We start from the raw sequence: 25,774 nt of genomic DNA, 5'->3' as shown, positions 1-25,774 counted from the left end.
TTACATTACCCCCCTATTCTTATTAGCATATAGAAAACATCTAACACTTCTTCCATCTTTTCCGAATATAGGCGGCTCATCATTAATACACATCTGATTACATTTACTGCATCTTGTACTAAATGCACATCCCTTTGGCATTTCTAGTGGATTTGGGACCATACCAGGTATCATAAATAATTTTTCACACTCATCTTCAATTTTGGGTATTGATTTTAGTAGTCCTTCAGTATAAGGATGTAGAGGTTTCTCAAATATTTCTTCCACTGTTCCGCTTTCAACTATTTTCCCACAATACATTACTGCTACTCTATCAGCTACTTCAGCTACAACCCCTAAATCATGAGTTATAAGTAAAATTGCTGTGCCTAATTTTTCTTTAAGTTTTAACATTAAATCTAATATTTGAGCTTGAATAGTTACATCTAATGCCGTTGTAGGCTCATCAGCAATAAGCAATTCAGGATTACAAATCAATGCCATTGCAATCATTGCACGCTGCCTCATACCCCCGCTCATTTGGTGTGGATAGTCCTTTATTCTTTCTTCAGGAGATGGTATACCTACTAGCTCTAACATCTCTACAGCCTTTTTTTCTGCCTCTTTTTTGGATACATTCTCATGTCTTATAATAACCTCTGTAATCTGCTTTCCAATGGTAAATACAGGGTTTAGTGATGTCATTGGCTCTTGAAATATCATAGAAATTTCATTTCCTCTAATATTTTGCATTTCTTTTTTATTCTTTTTTAGAAGATTTTCACCCTTAAATATAATTTCTCCATTTACAACTTCCCTATCTTTACTTTCTATAAGTCCCATAATAGATAGGGATGTAACACTTTTACCACTTCCTGACTCACCAACAATTGCTAATACCTCGCCTTTGTCTATATTAAAATTAACTCCATTAACTGCATTTATTATGCCTTCCTCTGTTTTAAATTGAGTTTTCAAATTTTTAACTTCAAGCAGCATATAATTTCACCCCTACTTTCTAAGTTTAGGATCTAAAGCATCCCTAAGACCATCTCCAAATAAATTAAAGGCCAAAACAGTAATTGTAATGGCTATGCCTGGAAATAAAACTATATGAGGAGCATTATAAAAATACCCTCTTCCCGCTCCAAGCATACTTCCCCATTCAGCCAACGGCGGCTGAACTCCTAATCCTAAAAAACCAAGAGATGAGGTTTCAAGAATAGCAGTTGATATACCTAAAGTAGCACGTACTATTATAGGCGACATTACATTAGGCAATATATGCTTAAATATTATAGTACTATCTTTATTTCCTATAACTCTAGCCGCCTGAACATATTCATTTTCCTTAACAGTTAATATACAACCCCTTACTATTCGGGCATATTCCGGTATAGTTACAATGCTTATAGCAATAACAGCCTTATCTATTCCTCTACCTAAAACACTCATAAAAGCTATTGCTAAAAGAAGTGATGGAAATGCTAAAATTATGTCCATTATTCTCATTAAAAGCATATCAATTTTTCCACCATAATATCCAGCAATAGACCCTATAACTGTCCCTATACTTAAAGCAACAGCTACAGACGTAACACCAACCCTCAAAGATATCTTAGTTCCATCGATAATTCTGCTTAAAATATCTCTCCCCTGTTCATCTGTTCCAAATATATGAGCAGCCGATGGTGCCTGCAAACTCTGAGATAATTCTCCTACATAAGGGTCATATGGCATGAAAAATTTTCCGAATAAAGCTACAATTATTAGCAGGAAAATAATTATTAATCCTATTAAAGCAGCTTTATTTTTAATTAACATATTTAATACATTTTTAAAAAGTTTATATCTTGTTTTCTTTTCATTAACATTAGTATTTAATTCTATATCAGCATACATATATATACCTCCCTTTTCCCTTCTAGGAGTATTTTATTCTTGGATCTAAATACGCATATAATAAATCTACAACTAAATTTACCAATACAAAAACCGTAGCAAATATCATAACAGCTCCTTGCACCACTGGATAATCTGATTTTAAAATGGCATCTATTGTATAGCTTCCTACCCCAGGCCATGAAAATACAGTTTCAGTAAGCACCGCTCCTCCTAATAATGAACCTAGCTGAAGTCCTATAACTGTAGTAATTGGTATTAAAGCATTTCTTAAAGCATGCTTTAATATAACTGTTTTTTCAAATAATCCTTTTGCTCTTGCAGTTCTAATATAATCTTGTTGTATAATTTCTAGCATAGTAGATCTAGTCATTCGAGCTATAATTGCTGTAGAATATGATGCTAATGCGATGGATGGTAATATTAAATGTTTTAAGCTATCCTTAAAAGCCGCCATATTCCCCGAAACCAGGCTATCTATCAAATAAAGTCCTGTAATATGAATAGGTTCCATACCTATAGTTATTCTTCCTGATACGGGAAGCAAATGAAGTTTAACAGAAAACAAAACTATAAGCATAAGTCCAAGCCAAAATATAGGCATTGAAACACCAATTAGTGAAACAAACATGCTTATATAATCAACTATAGAATTTTGCTTTACTGCCGAAAGTATGCCCATTAGTATTCCAAAAATTGAAGCAATAATTATAGCTACCAGCGCTAATTCAATAGTAGCCGGGAATCTGGATAATATTTCATTTGTTACAGAAGTTTTTGTTATTAGAGAGTTTCCAAAATTTCCATGGAGAACACCTTTCATAAACATAAAATATTGTACATATAAAGGTTTATTTAACCCTAATTCTTCCCTTAGCTTTTCTACCTGCTCTGCTGTAGCATGCTGCCCCAATATAATACTAGCAGGATCCGTAGTAAAAACATGCATTACTAAAAACACCAACACAGATACTCCAATTATAACTGGTACTAATAATGCTAATCTCTTCAATATATATTTCAGCATAGCCTTACCCCCTCAATTTATTATTATGTATGAATAGAAACCCCGTTATAAAACGGGGCCTTTCTTAATAACTATTATTCTTTATCTACATCCTTTAGGAATGCAACTCCAGTTGGATGAATCTTAAAGTTCTTTACCTTTGGTGAGTAAGCTGCCATATCCTTTGCATAGGAAATAGTAAGCCATGGAGCATCCTTATCTACTATATCCTGGATCTGTTTATAGATATTATTTCGCTCTTCTCCATTTGGAGTTTTTCTGCCTTTGGCTAATAATTCATCAACTTTAGGATTACTATATTTTGCAGAATTTAAAGTAGATTTAATTTCCTTTGAGTCAAATAATGATAAGAAATTGTCCGCATCTCCATTATCTCCAGTCCAACCATAGAATAATATGTCTCCTTCTCCTTGAGCAATTTTCTCTTTATACTCTTTCCAAGGATATACATCAATTGTTGCCTTTATCCCTACCTTAGATAGGTAATTTTGTATAGACTCAGCCAATTTTTGCCCATTTACAGGATTATATGGTCTTGGATTTGAATATGCAATCATTTTTATTTGTAGATTTTCCTTTCCAGCTTCCTTTAGCAGCTGCTTAGCCTTTTCTGGATTGTATTCATAAGATTTTATTTTATCATTGAAACCAGGTATGAAGGATGGCAGTGCAGTATAGGCCACATCTGCAAATCCCTGATATAAATATTTAACAAGTTCTTCTCTATTTATGGCATAACATATTGCTTGTCTTAATTTAGCATCATTAAATGGAGCTCTTGAACAATTAAATGCCATATAATTTATATTCATACCTTTTTCATTAAATATATTCATTTTACTATCTTTAATTTTTTGAACATCATTAGGATCAACCCCATCCATAATATCTATAGAACCTGTCATAAGCTCACTGGCACGAACGGAATTTTCCTTTGTAATTTTAAATATTACCTTATCAACTTTCGCCTTATCTCCCCAATAGTCATTATTCTTTTCAAGAGTTATAGCTTCTCCTTTTTTCCATGATACAAACTTGAATGGGCCTGTACCTACAGGAGCTTCATTTATATTGCCATTATTTTTCTTTATTGCTTCTGGGCTTGCCATAGGAGCTGCGAGACACATAGCTAAATTGGCCAAAAACGGAGTATATGGTTGTTTTAATATAATCTTGACTGTATAGTCATCTATTTTTTCAACTTTTTGAACTTCTCCAAAAGTAAATGATGCATAAGGCATATCTTCTTTTACATTTGGAGGCAATTGTCTCTCAATATTATACTTTACAGCATCCGCGTTAAAAGGAGTTCCATCATGAAACTTTACCCCTTCTCTTAGTTTAAAAGTATATTCTTTTCCGTCCTTACTGATGTCCCAACTTTTAGCAAGGCATGGCTCCAGTTCAGTAGACCCATCTTTATATTTAAGTAGTCCTTCATACACGTTGACAATTACTTTGGCAGATTCTCCATCATCAACATAAGCCGGATCTAGGCCTCTAGGATCGGATCCTTGTGCATATATAAGAGTTTTAGCGGCATTTTGAGATGTGCTGTTAGCAGGCTTATTTGCTCCACCTCCACAGCCTGTGAGAAATAATGTAGATGTAACTATCGTAGACATAATCAGTGCAAGAACTTTCTTTTTCATTTTATAGCCCCCTTCAATTTTTTAAATTTTGCAATACACAATGAAAATCTGCAATTTCAAAATCCCCATTTTTGAAATTTCTTGATTTTAAAGTTAATAATCATTTCCATAGCAATTATGCTGCTATGTTAAGCATTTACAGTGGATTATTTAATTTTTAAATAATATATTTCAGTGAATAAGCTCCACTTTTTACTACTTTCTATCCATTATAAGGTAAAAAAATGAACCTTGCAATTTTCTATTTTGCAAAATTCATTTTTGAGAGACCATGTAATCAATTTCATCTATTCCTTTTTAATCCATAGTACTTATTCCTTAATATTACTATGCACTTCATAAAGCTACACTTGTATCTCCTTGAAAGATTACTTATTAAAATTAAAAGTCCAAGCCCCTAAAAGCTTGAACTTTTTTTAAAGTAATATAAGGGATAATATAAATACAGTTATCATTGCTACAACACCCTCAACTAAAGTAGCAAGGGTTTGCGTTTTATACGCAGTTTTTATATCCATTCCTCCAAATTGTGCTACTACCCAGAAGAAACTATCATTTGCATGAGATACAGTCATAGCTCCCGCTCCTATAGCTGCTACAACTAAAGCCTTAGCAATCTCACTTGTAAAACCTAATGAAGGTAATAATGGAAACACAAGGGCAGAGGTTGTAACCAGTGCAACTGTAGATGATCCTTGAGCTGTCTTTAAAGCAGCTGATATTATAAATGGCAGAAATATACCTATATTCAAGCTCTTTAATGACATACCAATGTATTCCCCAACTTTAATTTCTTTAATTACATTTCCAAGTGCACCACCAGCTGCTGTTACTACTAATATTACAGCCGCATCTTTAAGTGATTCTCCTATCCAGCCTGATAAAGTTTCCTCATCAAATTTAGGTAATAATTTAAATGCAAATATTACACCTATAAGCAGTGCATTCATTGGAACGCCTAAAAATACGCATATATTTTTAACTAAACCTGTACCAAGAGGATTGCCAGGGAAACTAGCAATAGAACCAACTGCCATGAAAATAATAGGAAGAACAATAGGTGCAAAAGAATCCCATGTACTTGGCAATTTACCATGTTTTTTAATCTCATCTTCATATGTTTCATTATCATCTTTATAATTTACTGCTTCATATTTAGAAGCTACTTTGTTTGCAAATATATTTCCTGCTATAGCTGCAGGTATAGCAGCTAACATTCCTACTCCTATTACTAACAACAGATTGTCCAACTTTAAATTAGCTGCTGCTGCTATTGGTCCAGGAGTTGGTGGTACTAATGTATGAGTAGCATATAATCCCGTAGATAATGCCACCGACATAGCCACATAAGAAGTTTTTGTTTTCTTTGCCAAAGTTTTATTTAGTGAAGATAAAATTACAAATCCAGAATCACAGAAAACTGGTATTGATACAATATAACCTATTATACTCATTGCTACAGTAGGTCTTTTTTCCCCTACTACTTTTATTACAGTATCAGCCATTTTTAAGGCTGCCCCTGATTTTTCTAATATAGTTCCTATTATACATCCTGCTATTATTACTATACCTATACTTGTTAATGTTCCCCCAAAACCCTTTGATATCATATCAGCTATTTTATTAGATGGAACACCTGCTGCAAAAGCTAAACCATATGCAGCTATTATCAAAGATAAAAATGGATGTAATTTAAATTTAGAAGTAGCAAGTACAATAAATATAATGGCTAAAAATAATGATAATACTAATAAAGGTCCTTCCATTTTTGATAATACCCTCCTTAAAATATATTTTTAGAAATATTAATAAGCCTAATAATTCTCTCTACTGTGTTCTCTACAAGTTCTGCACCATTCCTTATTGCTTCTTCAAGGGATAAAGGTCTGTCTACTATAGAAAATATACTATCAATGCCTTTATTATATAATTCCTCTGCACCATCACCTATACCCCCAGCAATAGCAATTACCGGCTTATTATATTTTTTCGATATTTTAGCTACACCATATGGTGTTTTCCCAAAGGAAGTTTGAAAATCTATATTGCCTTCTCCTGTTATAACTAAATCAGCCTGACTTACCTTTTTCTCTAATTCAGTCACTTCTATAACTATATCAATTCCTCTCTTTAGCTGGGCATCTAAAAACACTAATAATCCTGCTCCTAATCCACCTGCTGCACCAGCTCCAGGATAATCAATTATACCTTTATTAAACTTCTTTTCTAACAATTTTCCATAATGTAATAAATTTTTATCTAGTATTTCTACCATGTCTTTTGTAGCACCCTTTTGGGGTCCATAAACATAGGAAGCTCCTTTTTCCCCACACAAAGGATTATCTACATCACAAGCTGCTATTATTGTTACATTTTTTAATAACGAGTTAAATGAAGTCAAATCTATTTTATCTATATTAGCTAATTCTCCTCCACCAAATCCTATGCTTTCTCCATTTTTATTCAAAAACTTAGCCCCTAATGCCATGGCCATTCCTGTACCGCCATCATTGGTTGCACTGCCACCTATGCCAATAATAATTTTACTACATCCTTTATCAACAGCATCTTTGATAAGTTCTCCAGTACCATATGTTGTTGTCTTTAAAGGATTTCTTTCGTTCTCTTCTATTAGGGTTAATCCTGATGCCGCTGCCATTTCAATCACAGCAGTTTTCCCATCACCTAAAATACCATAAAAAGCTTCTACTTCTTCTAGTAAAGGTCCTTTAACCCTTTTCTTTACTATTCTTCCTAATGTAGCATCTACTAAGGATTGTACAGTTCCTTCACCACCATCTGCCATAGGAACCTTTACAATGTTCGCGTCACTAATAACCTTTTTTATTCCCTTTTCTACACAATTACATACTTCACTTGCTGTTAAACTCCCTTTAAAAGAATCTGGAGCTATTACAATGTTCATATCTATATCACCTACTACGATTTTCTTAATTTAATTATATTACCTATTAAATATATATAAAATATATAATTTAGATAATATTTACATACTAAAGCCATTGCTTTTTTGTACTAAATGCATAAATCTTATAATAATAGATTTATGGATAGATATATTATCATACATTCATAAGGTTTACTTATATCCATATTAAAAATCTCCTTAGCTTTATTCATTCTATATATAACAGTGTTTCTATGAACATATAATTTTTCTGCAGCCCTATTGATATTCATTCCATTTTCAAAATATATTTTAATGGTATTTATTATTTCAGCATTTTTTTTATTCAATATGATCTTGTCCAATCCATTTAAAAATTCTTTTTTATCTTCTTCTCTAATGCTTTCCAAAAGCAATTGTAATTTATAATCCTTTATAAAATATATATTTTTAGTTTTATTTACTCTTTTACCAATATCTATAACTCTGCATGCTTGCAAATATGATTGAGCATAATCTTCAACAGCTTTACACTCTCCTCCTATTCCTATACACATACTTATTCCAAACTCGTCTAATAAAATTTTATATATGTCCTCACAATAACTATAGATGTTTTCTTCCTTGCCTTTTATTAATACAAATATTTGTTCTTTAAAATTAAATGCAATATCATCACTACATATAATGCCTGAAATTACACTGGTAATGTTTTCTTTTAGCTCCTGTACCATAACTTCATCAAGTTTATTATCTATAATATATTGAGAGAAATCATTTATACTCATTACTATTACATTTCTTTCCTTATGTAAATTAAAATCTACAAGTTTAGCTCTATGCTCTAATAGATTTAAATCTATATTATCATGCTTCTTTATTAATTCTTTAGCAAAACTTCTTTTTGCCCTTGATTGAAACAATTCCATCTTTTGTCTTTCATTTTCTTGTATCATGAGCTCTACTAATTCTTTGACTATTAACCCATACCCTTTAACTTCTTTAGGATCTCCAGTTATTCCTACAACCCCAATAACCTCACCATTGTAATACAAGGGTAAATTAACACCTATTTTACACCCTTTATATTTTTTCACATCTTTCTTAGTTACTATAACTTCTGTCATATCAACAGCCGCTATTCTAGCCACCTCATGGATTGTATTTATTCTATCACTATCTCCAGATGCTATTATTAATCCATCCTTATTCATCATATTTATATTCTTACCTAATATTTTTATAAGTCTATCGACTATTTTTTGAGAATCCCTATTAGAAATTATCATATTACCCATAAATCCTCCTTATATAGCTAAGGAGAATGTCTTTTAATTAAGACATTCTCCTATTATTATCTATCTTTCTCCAAGTTTCAAATTAGGTATAGCATTTAAATCCAAGCTGGCCGTTCTTCCTTTTAACAATTCAAAATAAGCTGCACTCCCAATCATAGCTGCATTATCAGTGCATAATATGGGTTCAGGAAAAAGTACCTTTACACCTACCTTTTCCCCTTCTTTTATAAGTGTATTTCTAAGACATGAGTTTGAAGCAACTCCACCTGCTACTGCAATTTTATCTACTCTTTTTATTTTGCATGCCTTTATTGCATTATCTACCAAAAAATCCACTACTGCTTTCTGGAAGGATGCAGCTACATCTGCCTTATTTATTTTCTCATCTTTCATTTTCATATTATTTAAATAATTTAATACCGCTGATTTAACTCCACTGAAGGAAAAATCTAAAGAACTATCATCATGAAAATTCGCTCTAGGAAATTTTATAGCTTCATCATTTCCTTCTTTAGCTAACTTATCTATTTTAGGTCCTCCTGGGTATCCAAGACCTATAGCCCTAGCAACTTTATCATAAGCTTCTCCTGCAGCATCATCCCTTGTTTCCCCCATAACTTCGAAATCACCATAGTCCTTCATATATACTATAAAAGTATGACCACCGGATACCACTAAGCAAACAAAAGGAGGCTCTAATTCCTTATACTGAATAAAATTAGCACTTATATGCCCCTCTATATGATTTACACCTATTAAAGGTTTATCTATAGCGTAAGCAAGCCCTTTGGCATATTGAAGTCCAACTAATAATGCCCCTACAAGTCCTGGTCCATAAGTAACTCCCACAGCATCTATATCCTGCAAAGATAATTTTGCACTGTCCAAAGCTTCTTGAACTACAGCACTAATTGCTTCTATATGTTTTCTTGAGGCCACCTCAGGCACTACTCCACCAAACTTTTTATGTATATCTATTTGAGATGCAATTATATTCGATAAAACCTGTCTTCCATTTACTACTACTGCCGCAGCTGTTTCATCGCAGCTGCTTTCTATAGCTAGTATTTTTATATCCTTTTCCATAATCTTTACCTCTCTTACTTATCCACATTATTATTTTATATTATAAACAATATTAACATTTTTTTATTATTTCCATATATATTTGACAAAACAATTATACTTTATTAATCTTTTATTAGCAATGTTACTTTATTAAGTTAAAAGTAAAAAGTGAATAATAATGCTATAATAAATTGATAACATAAAAATGCAGGGCAATTTTAAAATTGACAGTTGACAATTGTCCTCTGTCAACTGTCAACTAAAAAATTACTTTGTAATTTTTTAAAGGGTGGTTTATATGAAAAATTATGCAAAGGTTATAGTAAAAGGTTCTCCTATATCAAAATCCAATTTTAAATTATTCAATTCAAATGGTAGAGCTATTTTGCCCTATAATTCCGGGAAGTATCATGATAGGTATGCTATTTATGAGGAAGAGATAGCCTATGAAGCTAGATCTCAAAATCCAAATATAGTTTTATCCCAAGCATTAATAGCTATTTTAAAAGTATATTATAAAAGTGAAAAGAGGCATCCAGATACTAGTAATATTACAAAAAGCATATTTGATGGCATAGAGAAAAGTGGATTAATAGTCAATGATGCTCAAATTAGAAAAATTATAATAGAGGAATTTTATGATAAAGAGAATCCTAGATTTGAATTAGAACTCTTCGGCGAAAGTTCTTACGAAATTAACTATTGTGTTAACCAAAAGGAAAAAGAAGATATAGCTATAGAGTATGATGCTCCGGCAAATAGAAAAAATAACCTTTTAAAAAAAGAAAAAAAACTTAAGGAAGACTCAACAAAAACTTGCTGTAATATATGTGGTAAAGTCATTAAAGATAAAGAATCCATTTCTGCAAACAATGGCACTATAAAAATATGCAGGGAGTGTTTAAAAAAACTTTTTTAGCACTCCCTAAAATTTAGTTAATTACACTTTTTTCTTATATTTCTAACTTCCATAATATTTAATCCCCCTCTACTTTAAAAGTAATTTTCTTGCATTGAGGATACTTTTCTAACATTGCCTTGGTAACCCTAACCTCTTCCATCTCTCCTGGAGTAAGAATTCCCTTCTTTATGTGAAATTCCCTGTTATCATCAAAATACACAGAAACATAATTGCCCTTATATACATTTCCAACTCTAAATCTTACTTGTATGAAACCTTCCACATTATCAGGATTTATATATTTGGGAACTGTATATCTTACCCCATCTTCAGCTACTATTTCTATAGCAGTTTCCTTATTATTAAAATTCATTCCCTTTATATATCTAGCTGCATTTTTCCCTGCCATATGACTCTCTAAACTCACATTATCTACAAGGTCATGAACATGAAGCACATTACCACAAGCAAATATTCCTTCCACATCTGTCTCTAAGCTCTCATTTACTATAGGTCCATTAGTAACTTTAGAAAGCTTTATATTTGCTTTTCTAGACAGCTCATTTTCTGGTATAAGTCCTACAGATAAGAGTAATGTATCACAGGTAACATATTCTTCTGTTCCCTTTATAGGCTTTCTATTTTCATCAACCTCTGCTATAGTAACTCCCTCTAATCTATCTTTACCCTTTATATCTATAACAGTATGACTTAACCTTAATGGAATATTAAAATCGTCTAAACACTGCACAATGTTTCTCTTAAGGCCACTAGAATAAGGCATTAATTCCACTACTGCTTTTACTTTTGCCCCCTCAAGTGTCATTCTTCTAGCCATAATAAGCCCTATATCACCAGACCCCAAAACTACTACCTCTTTACCTGGCATATAGCCTTCTATATTTATAAATTTTTGAGCAGTACCTGCTGTAAAAATACCTGCACATCTACTTCCTGGAATATTTAATGCTCCCCTAGGTCTTTCTCTGCATCCCATAGCTAGAATTACGGACTTTGCCTTTATTTCTATTATTCCATCCTTTTCACTTACTGCGGTTATAACCTTATCTGCATTTAAATCAATTACCATAGTATTAAGTTTATATGGTATTTTCATTTCTAAAGCTTTCTTTATATATCTTTCAGCGTACTCTGGACCTGTTAACTCTTCTTTAAAAATATGCAATCCAAAGCCATTATGAATACATTGATTTAGTATTCCGCCCAATACACTTTCTCTTTCCAAAATCAATATATTATCTATACCTCCTTTCTTTGCGGAAATAGCTGCTGCAAGACCTGCAGGCCCTCCACCGATAATAACTATATCATATTCTTGCATTTAAACCCCTCCATAACTTAAATATTTTCTTTATTTTTTCCCCAATCAATAAATTAGACTCTCTTCCAAACTTAGTTATTTCATTAGGCATTTTTCAGTTTCGCATCTACGTATAATTCTACCATAGGAAGGATTCTCTTTTATAAGTTTCTTTCTTTCATGGTTACTTAAATTAGCGAATTTTTTATTTCCTTTCTTACAGCAAGGTATATAAACCTTAAAATAACATTTAGCTAAAATTATTTTCATGCAATAGCACTATATTGGAATAATATTCATATAGTAATATAGCCACAAAAATTTCGTATACATACCAGGGAAGGGGGACTAATAATGTTTAAAAAATTTTTCTTATATTTAACCTCTATATCACTAGCTTTACTATTATGTTTTTATGGAGCCTTTAAAGTAAGTTACAAGAGCCTTTCTAAAAGCCATGATAATACAACTAGTAACAATGAAGAAATCCTTTTAGTAAGTCCTACTCCAGATAAAAATAATAAATTTGACAGCACTAAAAAAGAAAATATAAATAATGAAGAAAAGAAAGAAGCAGAAATCTCTAAAGATAAAAAAGAAGCTCCTATCTCAGAAAAACCTGACTACAAATATGAGGACTTTTTTAAAAAATTAAAAGAACTTGGATTTTATAAAGTAGAATTTAAAGATGAAAATATTAACTTTAGAAATGCTGTATTAAGGTTTCAAAGTTCTCAAAATATCATAGTTGATGGAATTATTGGTCCTGAAACCACAAATCTTCTTATGAAGGAAAAGAAAAAAGCTATAGATGTATTGCCTAAAAATTTTGCCAATGGGTATTGCATTATTATAAATAAAGATACTAGAATTCTTACTGTATATTATGATAAAAATATCTATAAAAAATATCCTATAGCCGCAGGTAGTAACCCTTCCTTCACTCCTGAAGGAAAATTCTCTATAGCTACAAAAATAGTTAACCCAGCTTGGTACAATTCCAAGGCAGGTAAAACTGTTCCCGGAGGAATTGCTGAGAATCCTTTAGGTAAGAGATGGCTTGGTCTTTCTATAAAAGGAGGCTCTATATATGGTATACACGGTAACAACAATCCCTGGTCTATAGGTACTAACGCCTCTTTAGGATGTATACGTATGATAAATACCGATGTAGAGGAATTATATGATTATATACCTATAAATTCTCCGGTGTGGATTGGCACCACAAAGGACTTAAATTCTTGGGGAGTAACTCAAAAATAAATATAAAAAAAGCCAGTAACCTTTATAGTTACTGGCTCTCCCTATGGCAGGGGTACAGTGACTCGAACACTGAACCAACGGTTTTGGAGACCGCTACTCTACCAATTGAGCTATACCCCTTCATTACTTTTCTAATTATACCACAGGGTATTATAATGGTCAACTATTTTTTAAAATAGCTTCTAAGTTATTAATATTATATTTTAATATATTTATATAATCCATATTTTCTTGATATACTATCAATTTTACTGTTTTAACATTATATTTTTTTAATAACTCCTCATTCTTCTTTAATTCTTCATCATTACTGTATAGGAAAACTATATTCTTAGTATCCTTTATTTTCTCTTCTAAATATTCATCACTTTCACCGCCTGTTAATTTAGTAACTTTCATATTAGAATATCTTATAAGATACTCTAGATCATCTTCACTATAAAGCATAGTATAATTCTTAAACTTATTTCCTATCTCTTTGAACCTCTTTTCATAACCTTCCAGTTCCTTCAATTTATTAGAAAAATTCTTTTCATAATAATCTCTATTTCTTGGGTCTTTATCCTGTATAGAATTTTTTATATTTAATAAAGCTATTTTGTAATTATCTATATTAAGCCAATAATATGGATTATTTTTCAAAACTAAATTCTTATATTTTACTTGTTTATTATAGGATAATAAATTTATCCCTCTAGAAATGTTTATGACTCCAACTTTACTTTTATTTAATTTATCCAAAAATTCATTAATCCATGGCTCCAATCCCGCTCCATTATATATAAATAAATCCTGTTTACTAATATTATTCAAACTATCTTCAGAGTAAATATAGTTAAATTCTTCTTCTTTATTTTTAAACATATATTGAACAAAGTGTTTATCATTTACAATATTTTTAGTCATAAAATATAGAAATTTATCTGTTACCATAATGTTCAAATTTACTTCATTATTCTTTTTAATGTCCATATTTACTTTTTCCATGGTTTCATTATTATCTTTATTGGCACAAGCAGAAAATAGCATAGTAAAACATGATAGAACAAGACATAGCACTAATATATATAAACTTTTTTTCAAGTATTTCACCTCTTACAAATACACACATTTATATATATTTTACATAATTGAATTATGTAATGCAAACTATTATTTATTAATACTATAAATTATGGTAAGATATATTTAACATTTTACATAAGCGAGGTATAAATATGGAAATTAATCTTGACAAAGTAATACGCTCTATATCCATAGCTTTAGATTTATCTGAAATGAGTTCACTTAATGAATCAAATAACATTATAGAAGACGTTACAAATATAAATTATTCCGAACACAAATTTATTCATCATGCTCAAAGAACAGCATATATATCTGTTGAGATAGCTTCTAAACTTAATTTACCTGAAGATAAACAGAAATTAGTTTATATTGCTTCTTTACTGCACGATATAGGTGCTGCCAATTTTCTAAGTATAAGCCATTCATCTAATACATTTATACATGAACACTGTGTAATAGGGGCTAATACCACTAAGAATTTTCCCTTTTTTGGTGGTCTCTCTGATGTAATTCTTTACCATCATGAAAATATTGATGGTACTGGTGCTATGAAAATATCAGGTGATAATATACCTATAGAAAGTCAAATAATTAGACTTGCTGATTTGGTAGAACTGCTTTACTCAGAAAAGCTTCCCTCATTTAAACAAAAAGATAAAATAATTAGCTGGGTAAAAGGCCATTGTGGGAAAATTTTTTCTCCTCAATTAGTTGAAGCTTTTTTAGATTGCTGCCAAAGGGACAACTTTTGGTTTAATCTAGACAATACACTTTCCATGGACTTTATATTAGATAGTATATGTCCTAATTTAAACACATATTTAGATATTGAAGACTTTGAGAAGATAGCTTATATGTTTTCAGAAATAATAGATAATAAAAGTAAATTTACTGCAAAACACTCTCGTAATATATCAAATTTGGCTTACGAGGTATCTAAATATTTAAATTATCCAGAAGAAAAGTGTGTAAAAATGAGAATTGCAGGATTATTGCATGACATTGGTAAATTGGCCATTCCTTCTAGAATATTAGATAAAAATTCTTCCTTATCCGCAGATGAATTTTCAATTATTAAATCTCATGTATATTATACGAAAATAATACTAGATAGAATAGAAGATATACCAGATATAAGTGAATGGGCTTCTAATCATCATGAAAAATTAAATGGTAAAGGATATCCTCGAGCTTTATCTAGTAAGGATCTTTCTGAAGAATCAAGAATTATGGCTATATGTGATATATATCAGGCTTTAACAGAAGATAGACCTTATAGAAAAGGATTGAGTAATGAAAAAACTTTTTCTATCATGTATGAAATGGTAAATGATAATTTTATATGCGGGAAAACTGTGGGTTACTTAAAAGGGGCCATAGGTTATGTAGATAAAAATGAATTGTAAAGTTAAGGTAATTTAAAGTTACCTTTTCTTTTTTAGCTTTTTTGGATAAAATATGTGTATAATATTAAATTAGAAGGTAGGTCATTAAATGGAATTCTTTGTAGAAGATATAGAACAAACTATAAATATTGGGCGACAAATAGGCAAATTAACTAATCCTGGTGATATAATTTGTCTTATAGGAGATCTAGGAACAGGTAAAACTCATCTTACAAAGGGTATAGCTGAGGGCCTTGGCATAAAAGAACATATAACAAGCCCCACTTTTAATATTGTTAACGAATATGAAGGTAGATTAAAGTTTTATCATTTTGATGTATATAGGGTTAATGATCCCGATGAAATAGCAGCAATAGGTTTTGATGAATATATATTTAACAATGGAGTAAGTGTAATAGAATGGGCTAACTATATAGAGGAACTTATTCCAGATGAACATTTAACTATAACCTTAGAAAAAATAAACAGTGAAAATGAAAATTTAAGAAAAATAACATTAACAAAGTTTGGAGAAAGATATAACTACATAAAGGAGATTAAACTATGAAGATATTAAGTTTGGACTCAGCTACAGAGTCAGCCACTTGTGCCATTATTGAAGATGAACGATTATTAGGAGAAATAACCTTTAACTATAAAAAGCAGCACTCCATTATTCTTATGAATATGATTGATTATCTTTTAAAAAATTTAAATTTAAAAATCTGTGATATTGATGGCTTTGTTGTATCTAAAGGTCCCGGCTCTTTTACCGGACTTAGAATTGGTGCTGCAACAATAAAAGGATTAAGCCAGGGAACCGGAAAACCTTTTATATCTGTTTCTTCCTTAGATGCTCTTGCTTATAACTTGGCATATACTGATGGAATTATTTGCCCTATATTGGATGCTCTAAGGAATAACGTTTATGCAGCTGTATATAGATTTAATAATTGTTCTTTAGAAAAATTAATGGATTATTCTCTAATCTCCATTGATGAATTAACAGATATATTAATTAAATATAATGAAAAGGTTACTTTCATAGGTGATGGTGTTTTAAAGTTTCATAAATTGATAAAGGAGAAGTTACATAATTCATATTTTGCTCCATTAAGTTTAAATCTTGTTAAGGCTTCCTCCTTGGGCGAAATTGGACTAAATCTGCTTGAAAATGGATTAAAAGAAGATATATATGGATTTGCTCCAATGTACCTTAGAAAGTCCCAAGCAGAAAGAGAATATGAAGCTAAGAGAGGTCATGATATAAATGATTAATGATGAAATACAAACATGTAAAGCCAGTTTATATCATATTGATGAAATGTTTATAATAAGCACCTTAAGCTTTCCAATATCCTGGAGCAAAGAGTCCATAAAAAAGGAGATTATGGAAAATGATCAAGCTATTTATTTAGTAGCTATAAAAGACAATACAGTAATAGGTTATGGAGGGGTATGGGTTATACTTGATGAGGGTCATATTACAAATATAGCAGTTCATCCGGAATTTAGAAACACAGGAGTAGCAACACTTATTTTGGATGATCTTATAGAAGCATGTAAAGCTAACTCTGTACAACATATGACCTTAGAAGTGAGGACATCAAATATAGTAGCTATAAGTCTATACAAAAGCTTTAACTTTATAGAAGAAGGCATAAGAAAAAGGTATTATGCAGATAATGGCGAAGATGCTTTAATTATGTGGAAACACTATATATAAAAAGTGCGAGGCACTTTTTATAGTTGACAGAGGACAAAAGATTAAATTATAAATGCTAAAGAATAAATAATAAATATGGATAACTTTTCTCCATTAACATTATGAAAAGTTTTAAATTGGAATTCCAAAATAAAACTTCACCATTACCTTTAGGCAAGGTTTCCTTATCTATTCTTTATTATTTATTCTTTATTATTTAAAAAATGTTCTCATTAACTGTCCACTGTCAATTGTCAATTGTCAATTAAAAAAATTACCCAGGTAATTTTTTTATTCTAATACTATTCTATTATAATTTTTCTTTCCTCTTTTCACCATCATGCTGCCATCTATGAAATTTTCTCCAGTTATGATCATACTTGCATCTGTAACTTTTTCATCATTTACACTTAAACCACCCTGTTGTACTAATCTTCTGCCTTCTCCTTTAGATGACAATATTTTTGTTTCTACAAGTACATCTAATATAGATGCATTTAATTTGTCTTTTGTAATAGAAGCCGTAGGAACATTGCTCATATCTGCTCCACTGCCAAATAAAGCTTCTGATGCTTCTTTTGCCCTGGTAGCTTCTTCTTCGCCATGAATTAATTTTGTAACTTCATATGCGAGTACTTTTTTTGCTTCATTAATTTCTGAGCCTTGAAGGGATCCTAATCTTCTTACTTCTTCCATAGGCAAGAAAGTTAAAAGTGCTAAACATTTTTCTACATCTGCATCATCTACATTTCTCCAGTACTGATAGAACTCATAAGGAGTAGTCTTTTTTTTGTCTAGCCATAATGCACCTTTTTCAGTTTTGCCCATCTTCTTGCCTTCACTGTTAGTAAGTAAATTACATGTCATGGCAAAGGCAGGTTTTCCTTCTTTTCTTCTTATTAAATCTGCTCCTGCTAACATATTAGACCATTGATCATCTCCACCTAATTCCATAATGCACCCATATCTTCTGTTTAACTCCAAAAAGTCATATCCCTGCATCAGCATATAGTTAAATTCTAAAAATGATAATCCCTTTTCTAATCTTTGTTTAAAACATTCAGCTGTAAGCATTTTATTTACTGAAAAATGTACGCCTATATCCCTTATAAATTCAATATAGTTAAGTTTTGAAAGCCAATCTGAATTATTTGCAAGTATAGCTTTACCATCATCAAAATCTATAAATCTTGAAAGTTGATTTTTTATACATGCAACATTTTTTTCTATGGTTTCTTTATCCAACATTTTTCTCATATCTGTTTTGCCGCTAGGGTCGCCTATCATAACAGTTCCCCCTCCAACCAATGCTATTGGTCTATGACCTGCCCTCTGCATGTGTGCCATCATCATAAGCGGTAAGAAATGCCCAATATGCAAACTATCTGCTGTTGGATCAAACCCTATATAAAATGTAATCTTTTCATTATTCAATAATTCTTTTATTTCTTCTTGGTGAGTCAACTGTTTTATGTATCCACGCTCCACTAATATGTCATATACATTACCCATTTTTATTACCTCCAAATAAATAAAATTCTATAAATATGTAAATTAATAATAATATAATTATAGTATATTAATAAACTATTTTTTTATCAACCTTTTATACATTTATATTTATAAGTGTGATAAAATTACATATGTCTATGTATTTAGAAAGGAGGCATCTTTATGCAGAGCTGGAGTTTTAGGTCTTTGGTTTTAGCAAATGAAATAATTTTAAATAATATAGCTGCTCATTTTGGTATTACGACTAAATTTAAGTGGGAAGATCCCTTAGTACTTACAGACAATAAATTAAACGGAATAATAAAAGAGACAGATAATAAATTTGTTTATCTATATCATTTTGGTTCCATGGTATGTATCAATATGGAATATCATGAAATACAAGATATAATAAATTACATAAAGAATATTGATAATTCCCTTAAAAACAGTATTACTAGTGATTATGTAGATGAATATAAATTAGAAATAAGCTCTGATTATGACTACTCTCTTTACAATGATTTAATGACTGCAAACGAATTTAAGCCTTATTACCTCGATATAATATCCTTGGTTTTAGCAAAATCTACTTCTCTTAGAAAAATTGAAATAGATATAGATAAAGTTTTAGATAGTATTGAAAATATAATTAATTCCTTATATAGCGGTAAATTTAACATGTCTGATGAGCAATTAGCAAAAACTTCTGCTAATGTTTTAAGATTTAAATATAATACTCTATCCTATCTTATGTTATTAGATAAACCAAAGGCTGCTTGGGAAAATGAAGATATAGAGCAGTTCTTTATGGAACTTATTTCATTCTTTGAAATAAAGGAAAGGTATGAAAAAATAGTCCATAAAACAGAATTGTTAAGAGATATTACTGATGTATTTGCTTCTTTAAGTCATGAAAGAAGAGGAACCAAACTAGAGGTAATGGTAATAATTCTCATATTGTTTGAGCTTGTAATATCGTTAATAGAATTTTTCTATAAGCTTTTTTAAAAGCTGGGTAACCATACCCAGCTTTTATTGTTACATATTTGATCTATATAAATAAAACATTATTTTCCCCTTAATTGAACCTTTTCATCAAGCACATACTAAATTTATATATTTTTTCATACATTCAGGAATTTCTTCCTCTTCATTTGCACTTATATAAAAGTCTACATCATACTCCTCTTCTAATTTCTCTAACTTATAAAACAAATGTGCCGCATCCTCTACATCTAGGTTTACAATATTAAACAACCCATCAATAAAAATGGTATCAATATCATAATCTGCAGAAAGTATGCCGCACAAAAACCCATAAAAACCCTCATAGTTTTTTAAATTATAATCACAAGTAGTAATGAACCTAATATCTCTGTGTAACTCAAACAAAGCTCTTTTGTCATCATCAATAAAAATTACATGCCCCTTACTAGTGCCCACCTTGTTGTTTGCCATATCTATTAATGCCTTTGTCTTTCCTGCTCCTCTTTGGTCACAAAGTACTTGAATCATGTTACCACCCCTAACTTTATTTTTTAGGATACCTATTATATAAATTATATAATATTCTGAATTTTTTTTCAATATAACCTTTGGTTAAAACATAACCTAAATTCTATTATTTTAAAACAATAATCTACAATTATTTTAGTAGAATTAAAATAAACATTATAATCACTTGAATAAACTTATTCCTGGATAGATAATTTTAAAACTATTTTCTTTTATGGAATTTACAAAGGTTAATCTTCCCTTGCCCTTAAAATATCTCTTCATCCTAAAAAATCCCCTACCGGTATTTACAAACCTTTCCTCACTATCCATAGTTATTAGCTTTTCGTATATCCACATGTTTCTTTTAAGATATTGAGATGAGTTTAAATTCTTTCCATTCATAAGTGCTCCTGGGCTGATAAGCATAATGCTGTTGTAATTTAATATTATTTCAATTTCTTTATAATATAAAGTATAATCTCTATATAGTACTGCATTTCTTAACCCCTCAAAAATCCCATTTACAGGATAGGTCTTAGGCAATATCTTTTTTAAAATATCCTCACAATTATCCAGCATTGAAAGTAAATTACCTTGAATTATTATATTTTCTTTAAAGTTTTTATTTATTTTATTAATAATCCTTATCATATTATGTGGTACATATAAACTATTTATATCTGAAAATACCAAAAGACCTCCTAAGGTTACCATGTACCTATTAGAATCCTTATCAAAAGTTATAATAGAGGCATTTTCTGCAAAACTTATTATATTGTTATCATCTACATCTATACCTTTTAAGTTAAAATATTTATGAACTAATTTCATATTTACGCAGCTCATATCACTTTTAACTATAGGGCATAATTCCAAATTTAAATTTAAATTTTCTTGCAGTGCAGAAATTATTTCTTCTTTCCTCATAGTATCTGTAGTTGAGCCTCTCCTTATATAGAAAGCACCATTTTCTCTTGATTGATACGGTTTTTGAGGTCCATCATATATATTGATCACAGCTAGTTCCTTATTGTCAAAATTAATGAATTCTAAAGATACAGGAATTGGAGGCTCACATCTTGAACTTACTATTTGTTGAAGTTGTTCTTCACTATACTTTTTTCCTTCTATGCCAACAATCTTCTTTGTTTTATCTTCTATTCCTATTATAAGATATCCTCTTCCCCCTTTAGAATTAGCTATAGCACATATATCTTTAGCTAATTCTTTTCTGCTGCTTTCCATTTCTAAATCTATCTTTTGTTTATAGTCAACTTTGGTTCCTTCACCTTTTTTTATTAAGTTAAAAAGCCTTTTTTTATCCATATGCTATACCCTCATCCCTAATTAGTTAGTTATATTATATGAAACATAATAGTAATATTATAACAAATACACAGTAATCAAATCCATCCCTGTTAACAAAGCCCCTTTGCTTTTATCTAAAGTTAAGTTTATTGGATGAACCCTCCAAATATACATGTGCCTCCACTTCTATTTCTGTGTCCTTAAATATATCTTTAGAATCTTTTTTGGGATATTTCTTATGGAAATCTTTTTGTACATCAAAGATATCAAGATCCCTATTTTTATATTTATTAAACACATCTTTACATGCCACTTCAATATTTTTTTCCGCCCTTTTAGTTATTTTATCTATTTCCTCATTAGTTAAGGAAACACTTTTTTGAGCTTCCCCAAGGGTTGTTCTTACTTTTATAATTTTTTTATATTTTAAAGTATTACCGTTATAATCCAACTTTGTCTTTGTTTTGCTAGAGCGTATTTCCAAGGCGACAAATTTATTATCTTCTTCAGGATTAGGTATTTCTAAAGTACCACTTTTCACTTTATTTATAATAAAATTGTATCCTTGGCTTTCATTTTGGGGTAGTCTGTCAACAAACTTATCATCTTTAATTATTGCACCCCCATCTATGCTAAGTATATCCTCAATCTGATCATCATTTATTTTCAGCACTGTCAGTACAGTAGCATAAGGTGGTTCAAGTCTTTTATTTAAATAATCATTTATACTTAGTTCTATAGATCTTGATGCAGTTCCTATATTGCTCATAAGATCCGTTAAGAATATTCCTACATACTCTTCAGATTTCATTTTAATTTTTGCTAACCTTTCCACATCTCCTTCAAATATTGCAATATATTGCCTTATAAGGAATTCCTGATCTCTATCAAAAAAATCTATAAAATTGTCTATGCCATAGGCTGCAGCTTTTTCTGTAAATATTATAGCTTTACATTGAGTACCATTAATCTTGTAACTTGAAGATAACCCCATATCCCTTAGAGCTTCAAAAACAGTCTTGCCCTTACCTTTGTAAACGATTCTCTCTCCCTTATCAGATCCACTGGTAGCACTTCTATAAGGCTTAAAAGTTTCCATATATAATATTGGATTACTTTGTTCATCTATATCTATTATTAAACTTGTTGCAAATATCACCTTATTGATATCCCTGTAATTATAACATCCATTAAACAGCAAACACATACTTAATATTAAACTAAACATTATTTTTTTCATTATTATGATCCTCACCAATATTTTTTGATATATTTCCAAGATCGCCCCTAATAAGAATATCCTTAAACTTAAAAATTTGCCATGTGCCTAAAGGATATAAATAAGGATATCCTACAGATTCTAAACTAGCTACATGTGCAATAAAAGTAATGGTTATTATATAAAACCCCGGCAATCCAAGTAATGAGGCAAATAAAATTATTAATGGACTCCATGCTATAATTACAGAATATAACTTAGGTACTAAAAAAGAAGAAATAGATGAAAGAGCAACTATTATTATTCCTACTTGTGAAGCTAATCCAGCTCCAACTGCTGAATCTCCTAATATTAAAGCCCCTACAATACTCATGGCCTGACCTACTGGTTGAGGTAATCTAATCCCTGCCTCTCTTAATATTCCAAAGAAAAACATCATTAAATATATTTCTACTATGGTAGGAAAAGGAACTCCTGCCCTTGATACTGCTAATCTAAATACAAAAACTGAGGGTATCAATGAAAAATGGTAAGTAGTAAAAGCTATGTATAACCCTGGCAAAAACAGCGCAATAAAAAAACATATTTCTCTCAAAACTCTAGTAGCATTTGAATAATATTTGTTTAAATAATAATCATCCGCCATTTGAAAATTTTCTATAAAAAAATGTGGCATAGTTATAACAAAAGCTGTGCCGTCTACTATTATGCCTACACGTCCCTCAAGTATTTTAGAAGCTACTATATCTGGTTTTTCACTATATCCCACTGTATCAAAAAATGTACGACTTTCCTTAAATTGTTCTTCTATATAGTTGCTATCTAACAAAAATTCTATGTCTATACTTTTCAGCTTATTCCTTATTCTATCTAATAGATCCTCTTGTGCAACATCTTTTATATAGGTCATAATTACCACTGTATTTGACTTTTTACCTAATGTGAAGTTTTCAAATTTTAAATTAGGGTTTTTTATTTTTCTCCTTATCAATGCTATATTGTCCACAAAGTTTTCAACAAATCCTTCCCTTGGTCCTTTTATTACATTCTCAGTAACTGGAACTTCTATAGATCTTTTGCTAAACCCCTTTGCCTCACAAAAAATTACTTTATTATAGTTTTCAAATACAATCAACGCATCTCCAGAAAGGAGATGTATTATACCATCATTAAAATCTTTTACCTCTCCTATAGAATTAGCTTCTAGTATCTCGGATTTTATATTATCTATATTGACAATAAAATTTCTATTTATAGTTATAGGAGAAACAATATACTCGCTTATGAACTTTGAGTCGCATAAAGCATCTACAAATATAACATGTACTATACCACTGGCAGTATTAATTTCCCTATACTTCACATCCATATTTTTATCTAGTTTCTCTTTTATAAATTTTATATATTCACTCATATTCCTCACCCATTATATTGTTTGTTCATGGGCGAATATTATTCATTATATGGTAAATAATTATAGTATAAATATTTGCCAACACACGAGGTATAAGAGAAAGGTGAGTTCATGAATAAAATAACTTCACAGCAATTTATTTTTATAATTATTGCTTTTACCGTAGTTTCCTTGAAAACCTACCCTACAATTTATATATACAATAGCGGCAGAGATTCTTGGATTGCTATGATTATATCTTCTGCCATAATATTAATTTATTTTATATTTGCTTTAAAGGTTTTCCAAAAAACTAATTGCTATAATCTTCATTATATGTATTGTAACGCATTAGGGAAAATCCTAGGGAACATATTATATACATTCTTTATATTATCTCTATTCTTAACACTAGTTGAATGTGCAGGGGTAGAATCAAGTGCAATGCATACTAATCTATTGTTAGAATCCCCTATATGGTACTTATTGATATTCTTAATTTTTCCTGCCATATATTGCGTAAAAAAGGGTACTAGGAGCATACTATCCCTTACTATAATAGGAATGATATTAATGACTTTAGCAGGAATTAATCTATTTATATTAACTAGCACTTATAAGCACTATGAAAATTTACTTCCTATATTTGAAAATGGTATCACAAGTGGTTTCTTAATTTCTATAATAAAAATTCTAGGACTATATGGCCATATAACTATATGCTTTTTATATATGGAACATATAGAAAAAAAGGATAAACTTCTTAAACATAGTTTAATAGGTTTTTTATTTGTTATACAAATGCAGATAATATCAGTAATAGGCATTCTTGCTACTTTCCAATTGGAAAGGGCAGTTAGATTTCCCTATCCTAAACTTCTGCAGACACAATTGGTTAGTTATTGGAGATTTATTGAAAGTGGTGAATTTTTTGTTATGCTGCAAACTGTAGGAGGATGGTATATTAAGTACATTCTCGTGCTTCATCTAGTCATTAAATGCCTTACAAATATAAATCTAAAGAACAAATATCTAATATATATAATAAGTGTATTAACTTTCTTAATAACCTATTGTGTTGCAGAAAATTTACTTGTATTCCTTAAATTTTTAAACATATATTCATACATTTCATTTGCAAACTTTCTCATAGTACCCTTTATGGTAATCACTATATTTTATTTTAAAAATAAAAATGCTGCAAAATCATGCCAAAGATCATAAAATTATTACAGATTATTCGTCCAATTTTTTGAAACCTTAGAGTATAATTTTAGTAGGCAAAAGTAGTAATAATTACTGCTTAAAAAATTAAAAGGAGATACAAAAAGTATCTCCCACATACATAAAAAATCCATTATAATGTAAGTTGATATTACTATACAA

The 25,774-nt window shown here is 30.3% G+C and carries 23 protein-coding genes and 1 tRNA gene; 8 read left to right on the top strand and 16 right to left on the bottom strand.

Features of this window, described 5'->3' with window-relative positions; all coding sequences use genetic code 11:
* From CLLI_RS05400 to tsaD, 8 genes are all read right to left on the bottom strand, one after another.
* A complete protein-coding gene (locus CLLI_RS05400; RefSeq protein ID WP_106063213.1) occupies positions 1–978 on the bottom strand; it encodes an ABC transporter ATP-binding protein in 978 nt (325 codons plus the stop codon).
* Positions 979–990: 12 nt separating this feature from the next.
* Positions 991–1,881 carry a nickel transporter permease gene (gene nikC / locus CLLI_RS05395; protein ID WP_106063212.1) on the bottom strand — a complete coding sequence of 297 codons (891 nt, stop codon included), beginning with the start codon at positions 1,879–1,881 and terminating at the stop codon, positions 991–993.
* 22 nt (positions 1,882–1,903) lie between these two features.
* Positions 1,904–2,908 (bottom strand): ABC transporter permease, encoded by a 1,005-nt coding sequence (locus tag CLLI_RS05390; protein WP_106063211.1) that lies wholly within the window; start codon positions 2,906–2,908, stop codon positions 1,904–1,906.
* A 74-nt stretch (positions 2,909–2,982) separates the two neighbouring features.
* Complete coding sequence (locus CLLI_RS05385; protein WP_106063210.1) at positions 2,983–4,560, bottom strand: ABC transporter substrate-binding protein; 1,578 nt, start codon at positions 4,558–4,560, stop codon at positions 2,983–2,985.
* A 416-nt stretch (positions 4,561–4,976) separates the two neighbouring features.
* Entirely contained in the window at positions 4,977–6,326 is a 1,350-nt protein-coding gene (locus CLLI_RS05380) for a GntP family permease (RefSeq protein ID WP_106063209.1), read from the bottom strand.
* Between the two features lie 17 nt (positions 6,327–6,343).
* A complete protein-coding gene (locus CLLI_RS05375; protein ID WP_106063208.1) occupies positions 6,344–7,486 on the bottom strand; it encodes a glycerate kinase family protein in 1,143 nt (380 codons plus the stop codon).
* A gap of 125 nt (positions 7,487–7,611) precedes the next feature.
* The gene (locus tag CLLI_RS05370; protein ID WP_207655080.1) at positions 7,612–8,766 is read right to left on the bottom strand and encodes a CdaR family transcriptional regulator; all 1,155 of its coding nucleotides are present in this window, start codon (positions 8,764–8,766) and stop codon (positions 7,612–7,614) included.
* A 60-nt stretch (positions 8,767–8,826) separates the two neighbouring features.
* Positions 8,827–9,852, bottom strand: coding sequence for a tRNA (adenosine(37)-N6)-threonylcarbamoyltransferase complex transferase subunit TsaD (tsaD, locus tag CLLI_RS05365; RefSeq protein ID WP_106063207.1), 1,026 nt, complete (start codon positions 9,850–9,852; stop codon positions 8,827–8,829).
* A 280-nt stretch (positions 9,853–10,132) separates the two neighbouring features.
* Between tsaD and CLLI_RS05360 the strand changes: the two genes are divergently transcribed.
* Entirely contained in the window at positions 10,133–10,753 is a 621-nt protein-coding gene (locus tag CLLI_RS05360) for a RusA family crossover junction endodeoxyribonuclease (protein WP_106063206.1), read from the top strand.
* A gap of 58 nt (positions 10,754–10,811) precedes the next feature.
* On the opposite strand, the gene CLLI_RS05355 is transcribed toward CLLI_RS05360, so the two are convergent.
* Positions 10,812–12,077 (bottom strand): NAD(P)/FAD-dependent oxidoreductase, encoded by a 1,266-nt coding sequence (locus CLLI_RS05355; RefSeq protein ID WP_106063205.1) that lies wholly within the window; start codon positions 12,075–12,077, stop codon positions 10,812–10,814.
* 333 nt (positions 12,078–12,410) lie between these two features.
* Between CLLI_RS05355 and CLLI_RS14830 the strand changes: the two genes are divergently transcribed.
* Complete coding sequence (locus tag CLLI_RS14830; RefSeq protein WP_106063204.1) at positions 12,411–13,319, top strand: L,D-transpeptidase family protein; 909 nt, start codon at positions 12,411–12,413, stop codon at positions 13,317–13,319.
* Positions 13,320–13,363: 44 nt separating this feature from the next.
* Here the strand turns inward: CLLI_RS14830 and CLLI_RS05345 are convergent.
* Positions 13,364–13,439: transfer RNA gene (locus CLLI_RS05345), tRNA-Trp, on the bottom strand.
* Positions 13,440–13,478: 39 nt separating this feature from the next.
* Positions 13,479–14,402, bottom strand: coding sequence for a metal ABC transporter substrate-binding protein (locus CLLI_RS05340; RefSeq protein ID WP_242975534.1), 924 nt, complete (start codon positions 14,400–14,402; stop codon positions 13,479–13,481).
* A 134-nt stretch (positions 14,403–14,536) separates the two neighbouring features.
* Here CLLI_RS05340 and CLLI_RS05335 point away from each other — a divergent pair, with 134 nt between their 5' ends.
* The 4 genes from CLLI_RS05335 to rimI all read left to right on the top strand — a co-directional run bounded on the left by CLLI_RS05335 (position 14,537) and on the right by rimI (position 17,498).
* Positions 14,537–15,793, top strand: coding sequence for an HD-GYP domain-containing protein (locus CLLI_RS05335; RefSeq protein WP_106063203.1), 1,257 nt, complete (start codon positions 14,537–14,539; stop codon positions 15,791–15,793).
* An 88-nt stretch (positions 15,794–15,881) separates the two neighbouring features.
* Complete coding sequence (gene tsaE / locus CLLI_RS05330) at positions 15,882–16,340, top strand: tRNA (adenosine(37)-N6)-threonylcarbamoyltransferase complex ATPase subunit type 1 TsaE (RefSeq protein ID WP_106063202.1); 459 nt, start codon at positions 15,882–15,884, stop codon at positions 16,338–16,340.
* Positions 16,337–17,050, top strand: coding sequence for a tRNA (adenosine(37)-N6)-threonylcarbamoyltransferase complex dimerization subunit type 1 TsaB (gene tsaB / locus CLLI_RS05325; RefSeq protein ID WP_106063201.1), 714 nt, complete (start codon positions 16,337–16,339; stop codon positions 17,048–17,050). Before tsaE ends, tsaB begins: the two co-directional genes overlap by 4 nt.
* Positions 17,043–17,498: a ribosomal protein S18-alanine N-acetyltransferase gene (gene rimI / locus CLLI_RS05320; protein ID WP_106063200.1), complete on the top strand. Its 456-nt coding sequence runs from the start codon at positions 17,043–17,045 to the stop codon at positions 17,496–17,498. The genes tsaB and rimI overlap by 8 nt, the downstream gene beginning before the upstream one ends.
* Before the next feature lie 270 nt (positions 17,499–17,768).
* Here rimI and tyrS read toward each other — a convergent pair whose 3' ends face one another.
* Positions 17,769–18,989: a tyrosine--tRNA ligase gene (gene tyrS, locus CLLI_RS05315; protein ID WP_106063199.1), complete on the bottom strand. Its 1,221-nt coding sequence runs from the start codon at positions 18,987–18,989 to the stop codon at positions 17,769–17,771.
* Between the two features lie 162 nt (positions 18,990–19,151).
* Here tyrS and CLLI_RS05310 point away from each other — a divergent pair, with 162 nt between their 5' ends.
* Positions 19,152–19,979: an RMD1 family protein gene (locus tag CLLI_RS05310; RefSeq protein ID WP_106063198.1), complete on the top strand. Its 828-nt coding sequence runs from the start codon at positions 19,152–19,154 to the stop codon at positions 19,977–19,979.
* An 87-nt stretch (positions 19,980–20,066) separates the two neighbouring features.
* On the opposite strand, the gene CLLI_RS05305 is transcribed toward CLLI_RS05310, so the two are convergent.
* The 4 genes from CLLI_RS05305 to CLLI_RS05290 form a co-directional block, all read right to left on the bottom strand.
* Positions 20,067–20,486 (bottom strand): hypothetical protein, encoded by a 420-nt coding sequence (locus CLLI_RS05305; RefSeq protein ID WP_106063197.1) that lies wholly within the window; start codon positions 20,484–20,486, stop codon positions 20,067–20,069.
* Between the two features lie 162 nt (positions 20,487–20,648).
* Positions 20,649–21,794, bottom strand: a complete 1,146-nt coding sequence (locus tag CLLI_RS05300) for an AlbA family DNA-binding domain-containing protein (protein ID WP_106063196.1) — start codon at positions 21,792–21,794, stop codon at positions 20,649–20,651.
* A 112-nt stretch (positions 21,795–21,906) separates the two neighbouring features.
* Complete coding sequence (locus CLLI_RS05295; RefSeq protein WP_106063195.1) at positions 21,907–23,016, bottom strand: Ger(x)C family spore germination protein; 1,110 nt, start codon at positions 23,014–23,016, stop codon at positions 21,907–21,909.
* Positions 22,997–24,409: a spore germination protein gene (locus CLLI_RS05290; RefSeq protein WP_106063194.1), complete on the bottom strand. Its 1,413-nt coding sequence runs from the start codon at positions 24,407–24,409 to the stop codon at positions 22,997–22,999. The genes CLLI_RS05295 and CLLI_RS05290 overlap by 20 nt, the downstream gene beginning before the upstream one ends.
* Before the next feature lie 111 nt (positions 24,410–24,520).
* Here CLLI_RS05290 and CLLI_RS05285 point away from each other — a divergent pair, with 111 nt between their 5' ends.
* On the top strand, positions 24,521–25,612 hold the full coding sequence (locus CLLI_RS05285) for an endospore germination permease (protein ID WP_106063193.1): 1,092 nt from the start codon (positions 24,521–24,523) through the stop codon (positions 25,610–25,612).
* Positions 25,613–25,774: the final 162 nt, after the last annotated feature.

The organism is Clostridium liquoris, from assembly GCF_002995785.1.
Lineage (GTDB): Bacteria > Bacillota > Clostridia > Clostridiales > Clostridiaceae > Clostridium_AO > Clostridium_AO liquoris.
Note: the sequence above shows the minus strand (reverse complement) of the source record. Positions and strands in the feature narration are given on the sequence as shown.

Coding starts and splice junctions, on each gene's coding strand:
- CLLI_RS05400 (WP_106063213.1), bottom strand. CDS start 978: ATGCTGCTTGAAGTTAAAAATTTGAAAACTCAATTTAAAACAGAGGAA.
- nikC (WP_106063212.1), bottom strand. CDS start 1,881: ATGTATGCTGATATAGAATTAAATACTAATGTTAATGAAAAGAAAACA.
- CLLI_RS05390 (WP_106063211.1), bottom strand. CDS start 2,908: ATGCTGAAATATATATTGAAGAGATTAGCATTATTAGTACCAGTTATA.
- CLLI_RS05385 (WP_106063210.1), bottom strand. CDS start 4,560: ATGAAAAAGAAAGTTCTTGCACTGATTATGTCTACGATAGTTACATCT.
- CLLI_RS05380 (WP_106063209.1), bottom strand. CDS start 6,326: ATGGAAGGACCTTTATTAGTATTATCATTATTTTTAGCCATTATATTT.
- CLLI_RS05375 (WP_106063208.1), bottom strand. CDS start 7,486: ATGAACATTGTAATAGCTCCAGATTCTTTTAAAGGGAGTTTAACAGCA.
- CLLI_RS05370 (WP_207655080.1), bottom strand. CDS start 8,766: ATGGGTAATATGATAATTTCTAATAGGGATTCTCAAAAAATAGTCGAT.
- tsaD (WP_106063207.1), bottom strand. CDS start 9,852: ATGGAAAAGGATATAAAAATACTAGCTATAGAAAGCAGCTGCGATGAA.
- CLLI_RS05360 (WP_106063206.1), top strand. CDS start 10,133: ATGAAAAATTATGCAAAGGTTATAGTAAAAGGTTCTCCTATATCAAAA.
- CLLI_RS05355 (WP_106063205.1), bottom strand. CDS start 12,077: ATGCAAGAATATGATATAGTTATTATCGGTGGAGGGCCTGCAGGTCTT.
- CLLI_RS14830 (WP_106063204.1), top strand. CDS start 12,411: ATGTTTAAAAAATTTTTCTTATATTTAACCTCTATATCACTAGCTTTA.
- CLLI_RS05335 (WP_106063203.1), top strand. CDS start 14,537: ATGGAAATTAATCTTGACAAAGTAATACGCTCTATATCCATAGCTTTA.
- tsaE (WP_106063202.1), top strand. CDS start 15,882: ATGGAATTCTTTGTAGAAGATATAGAACAAACTATAAATATTGGGCGA.
- tsaB (WP_106063201.1), top strand. CDS start 16,337: ATGAAGATATTAAGTTTGGACTCAGCTACAGAGTCAGCCACTTGTGCC.
- rimI (WP_106063200.1), top strand. CDS start 17,043: ATGATTAATGATGAAATACAAACATGTAAAGCCAGTTTATATCATATT.
- tyrS (WP_106063199.1), bottom strand. CDS start 18,989: ATGGGTAATGTATATGACATATTAGTGGAGCGTGGATACATAAAACAG.
- CLLI_RS05310 (WP_106063198.1), top strand. CDS start 19,152: ATGCAGAGCTGGAGTTTTAGGTCTTTGGTTTTAGCAAATGAAATAATT.
- CLLI_RS05305 (WP_106063197.1), bottom strand. CDS start 20,486: ATGATTCAAGTACTTTGTGACCAAAGAGGAGCAGGAAAGACAAAGGCA.
- CLLI_RS05300 (WP_106063196.1), bottom strand. CDS start 21,794: ATGGATAAAAAAAGGCTTTTTAACTTAATAAAAAAAGGTGAAGGAACC.
- CLLI_RS05295 (WP_106063195.1), bottom strand. CDS start 23,016: ATGAAAAAAATAATGTTTAGTTTAATATTAAGTATGTGTTTGCTGTTT.
- CLLI_RS05290 (WP_106063194.1), bottom strand. CDS start 24,409: ATGAGTGAATATATAAAATTTATAAAAGAGAAACTAGATAAAAATATG.
- CLLI_RS05285 (WP_106063193.1), top strand. CDS start 24,521: ATGAATAAAATAACTTCACAGCAATTTATTTTTATAATTATTGCTTTT.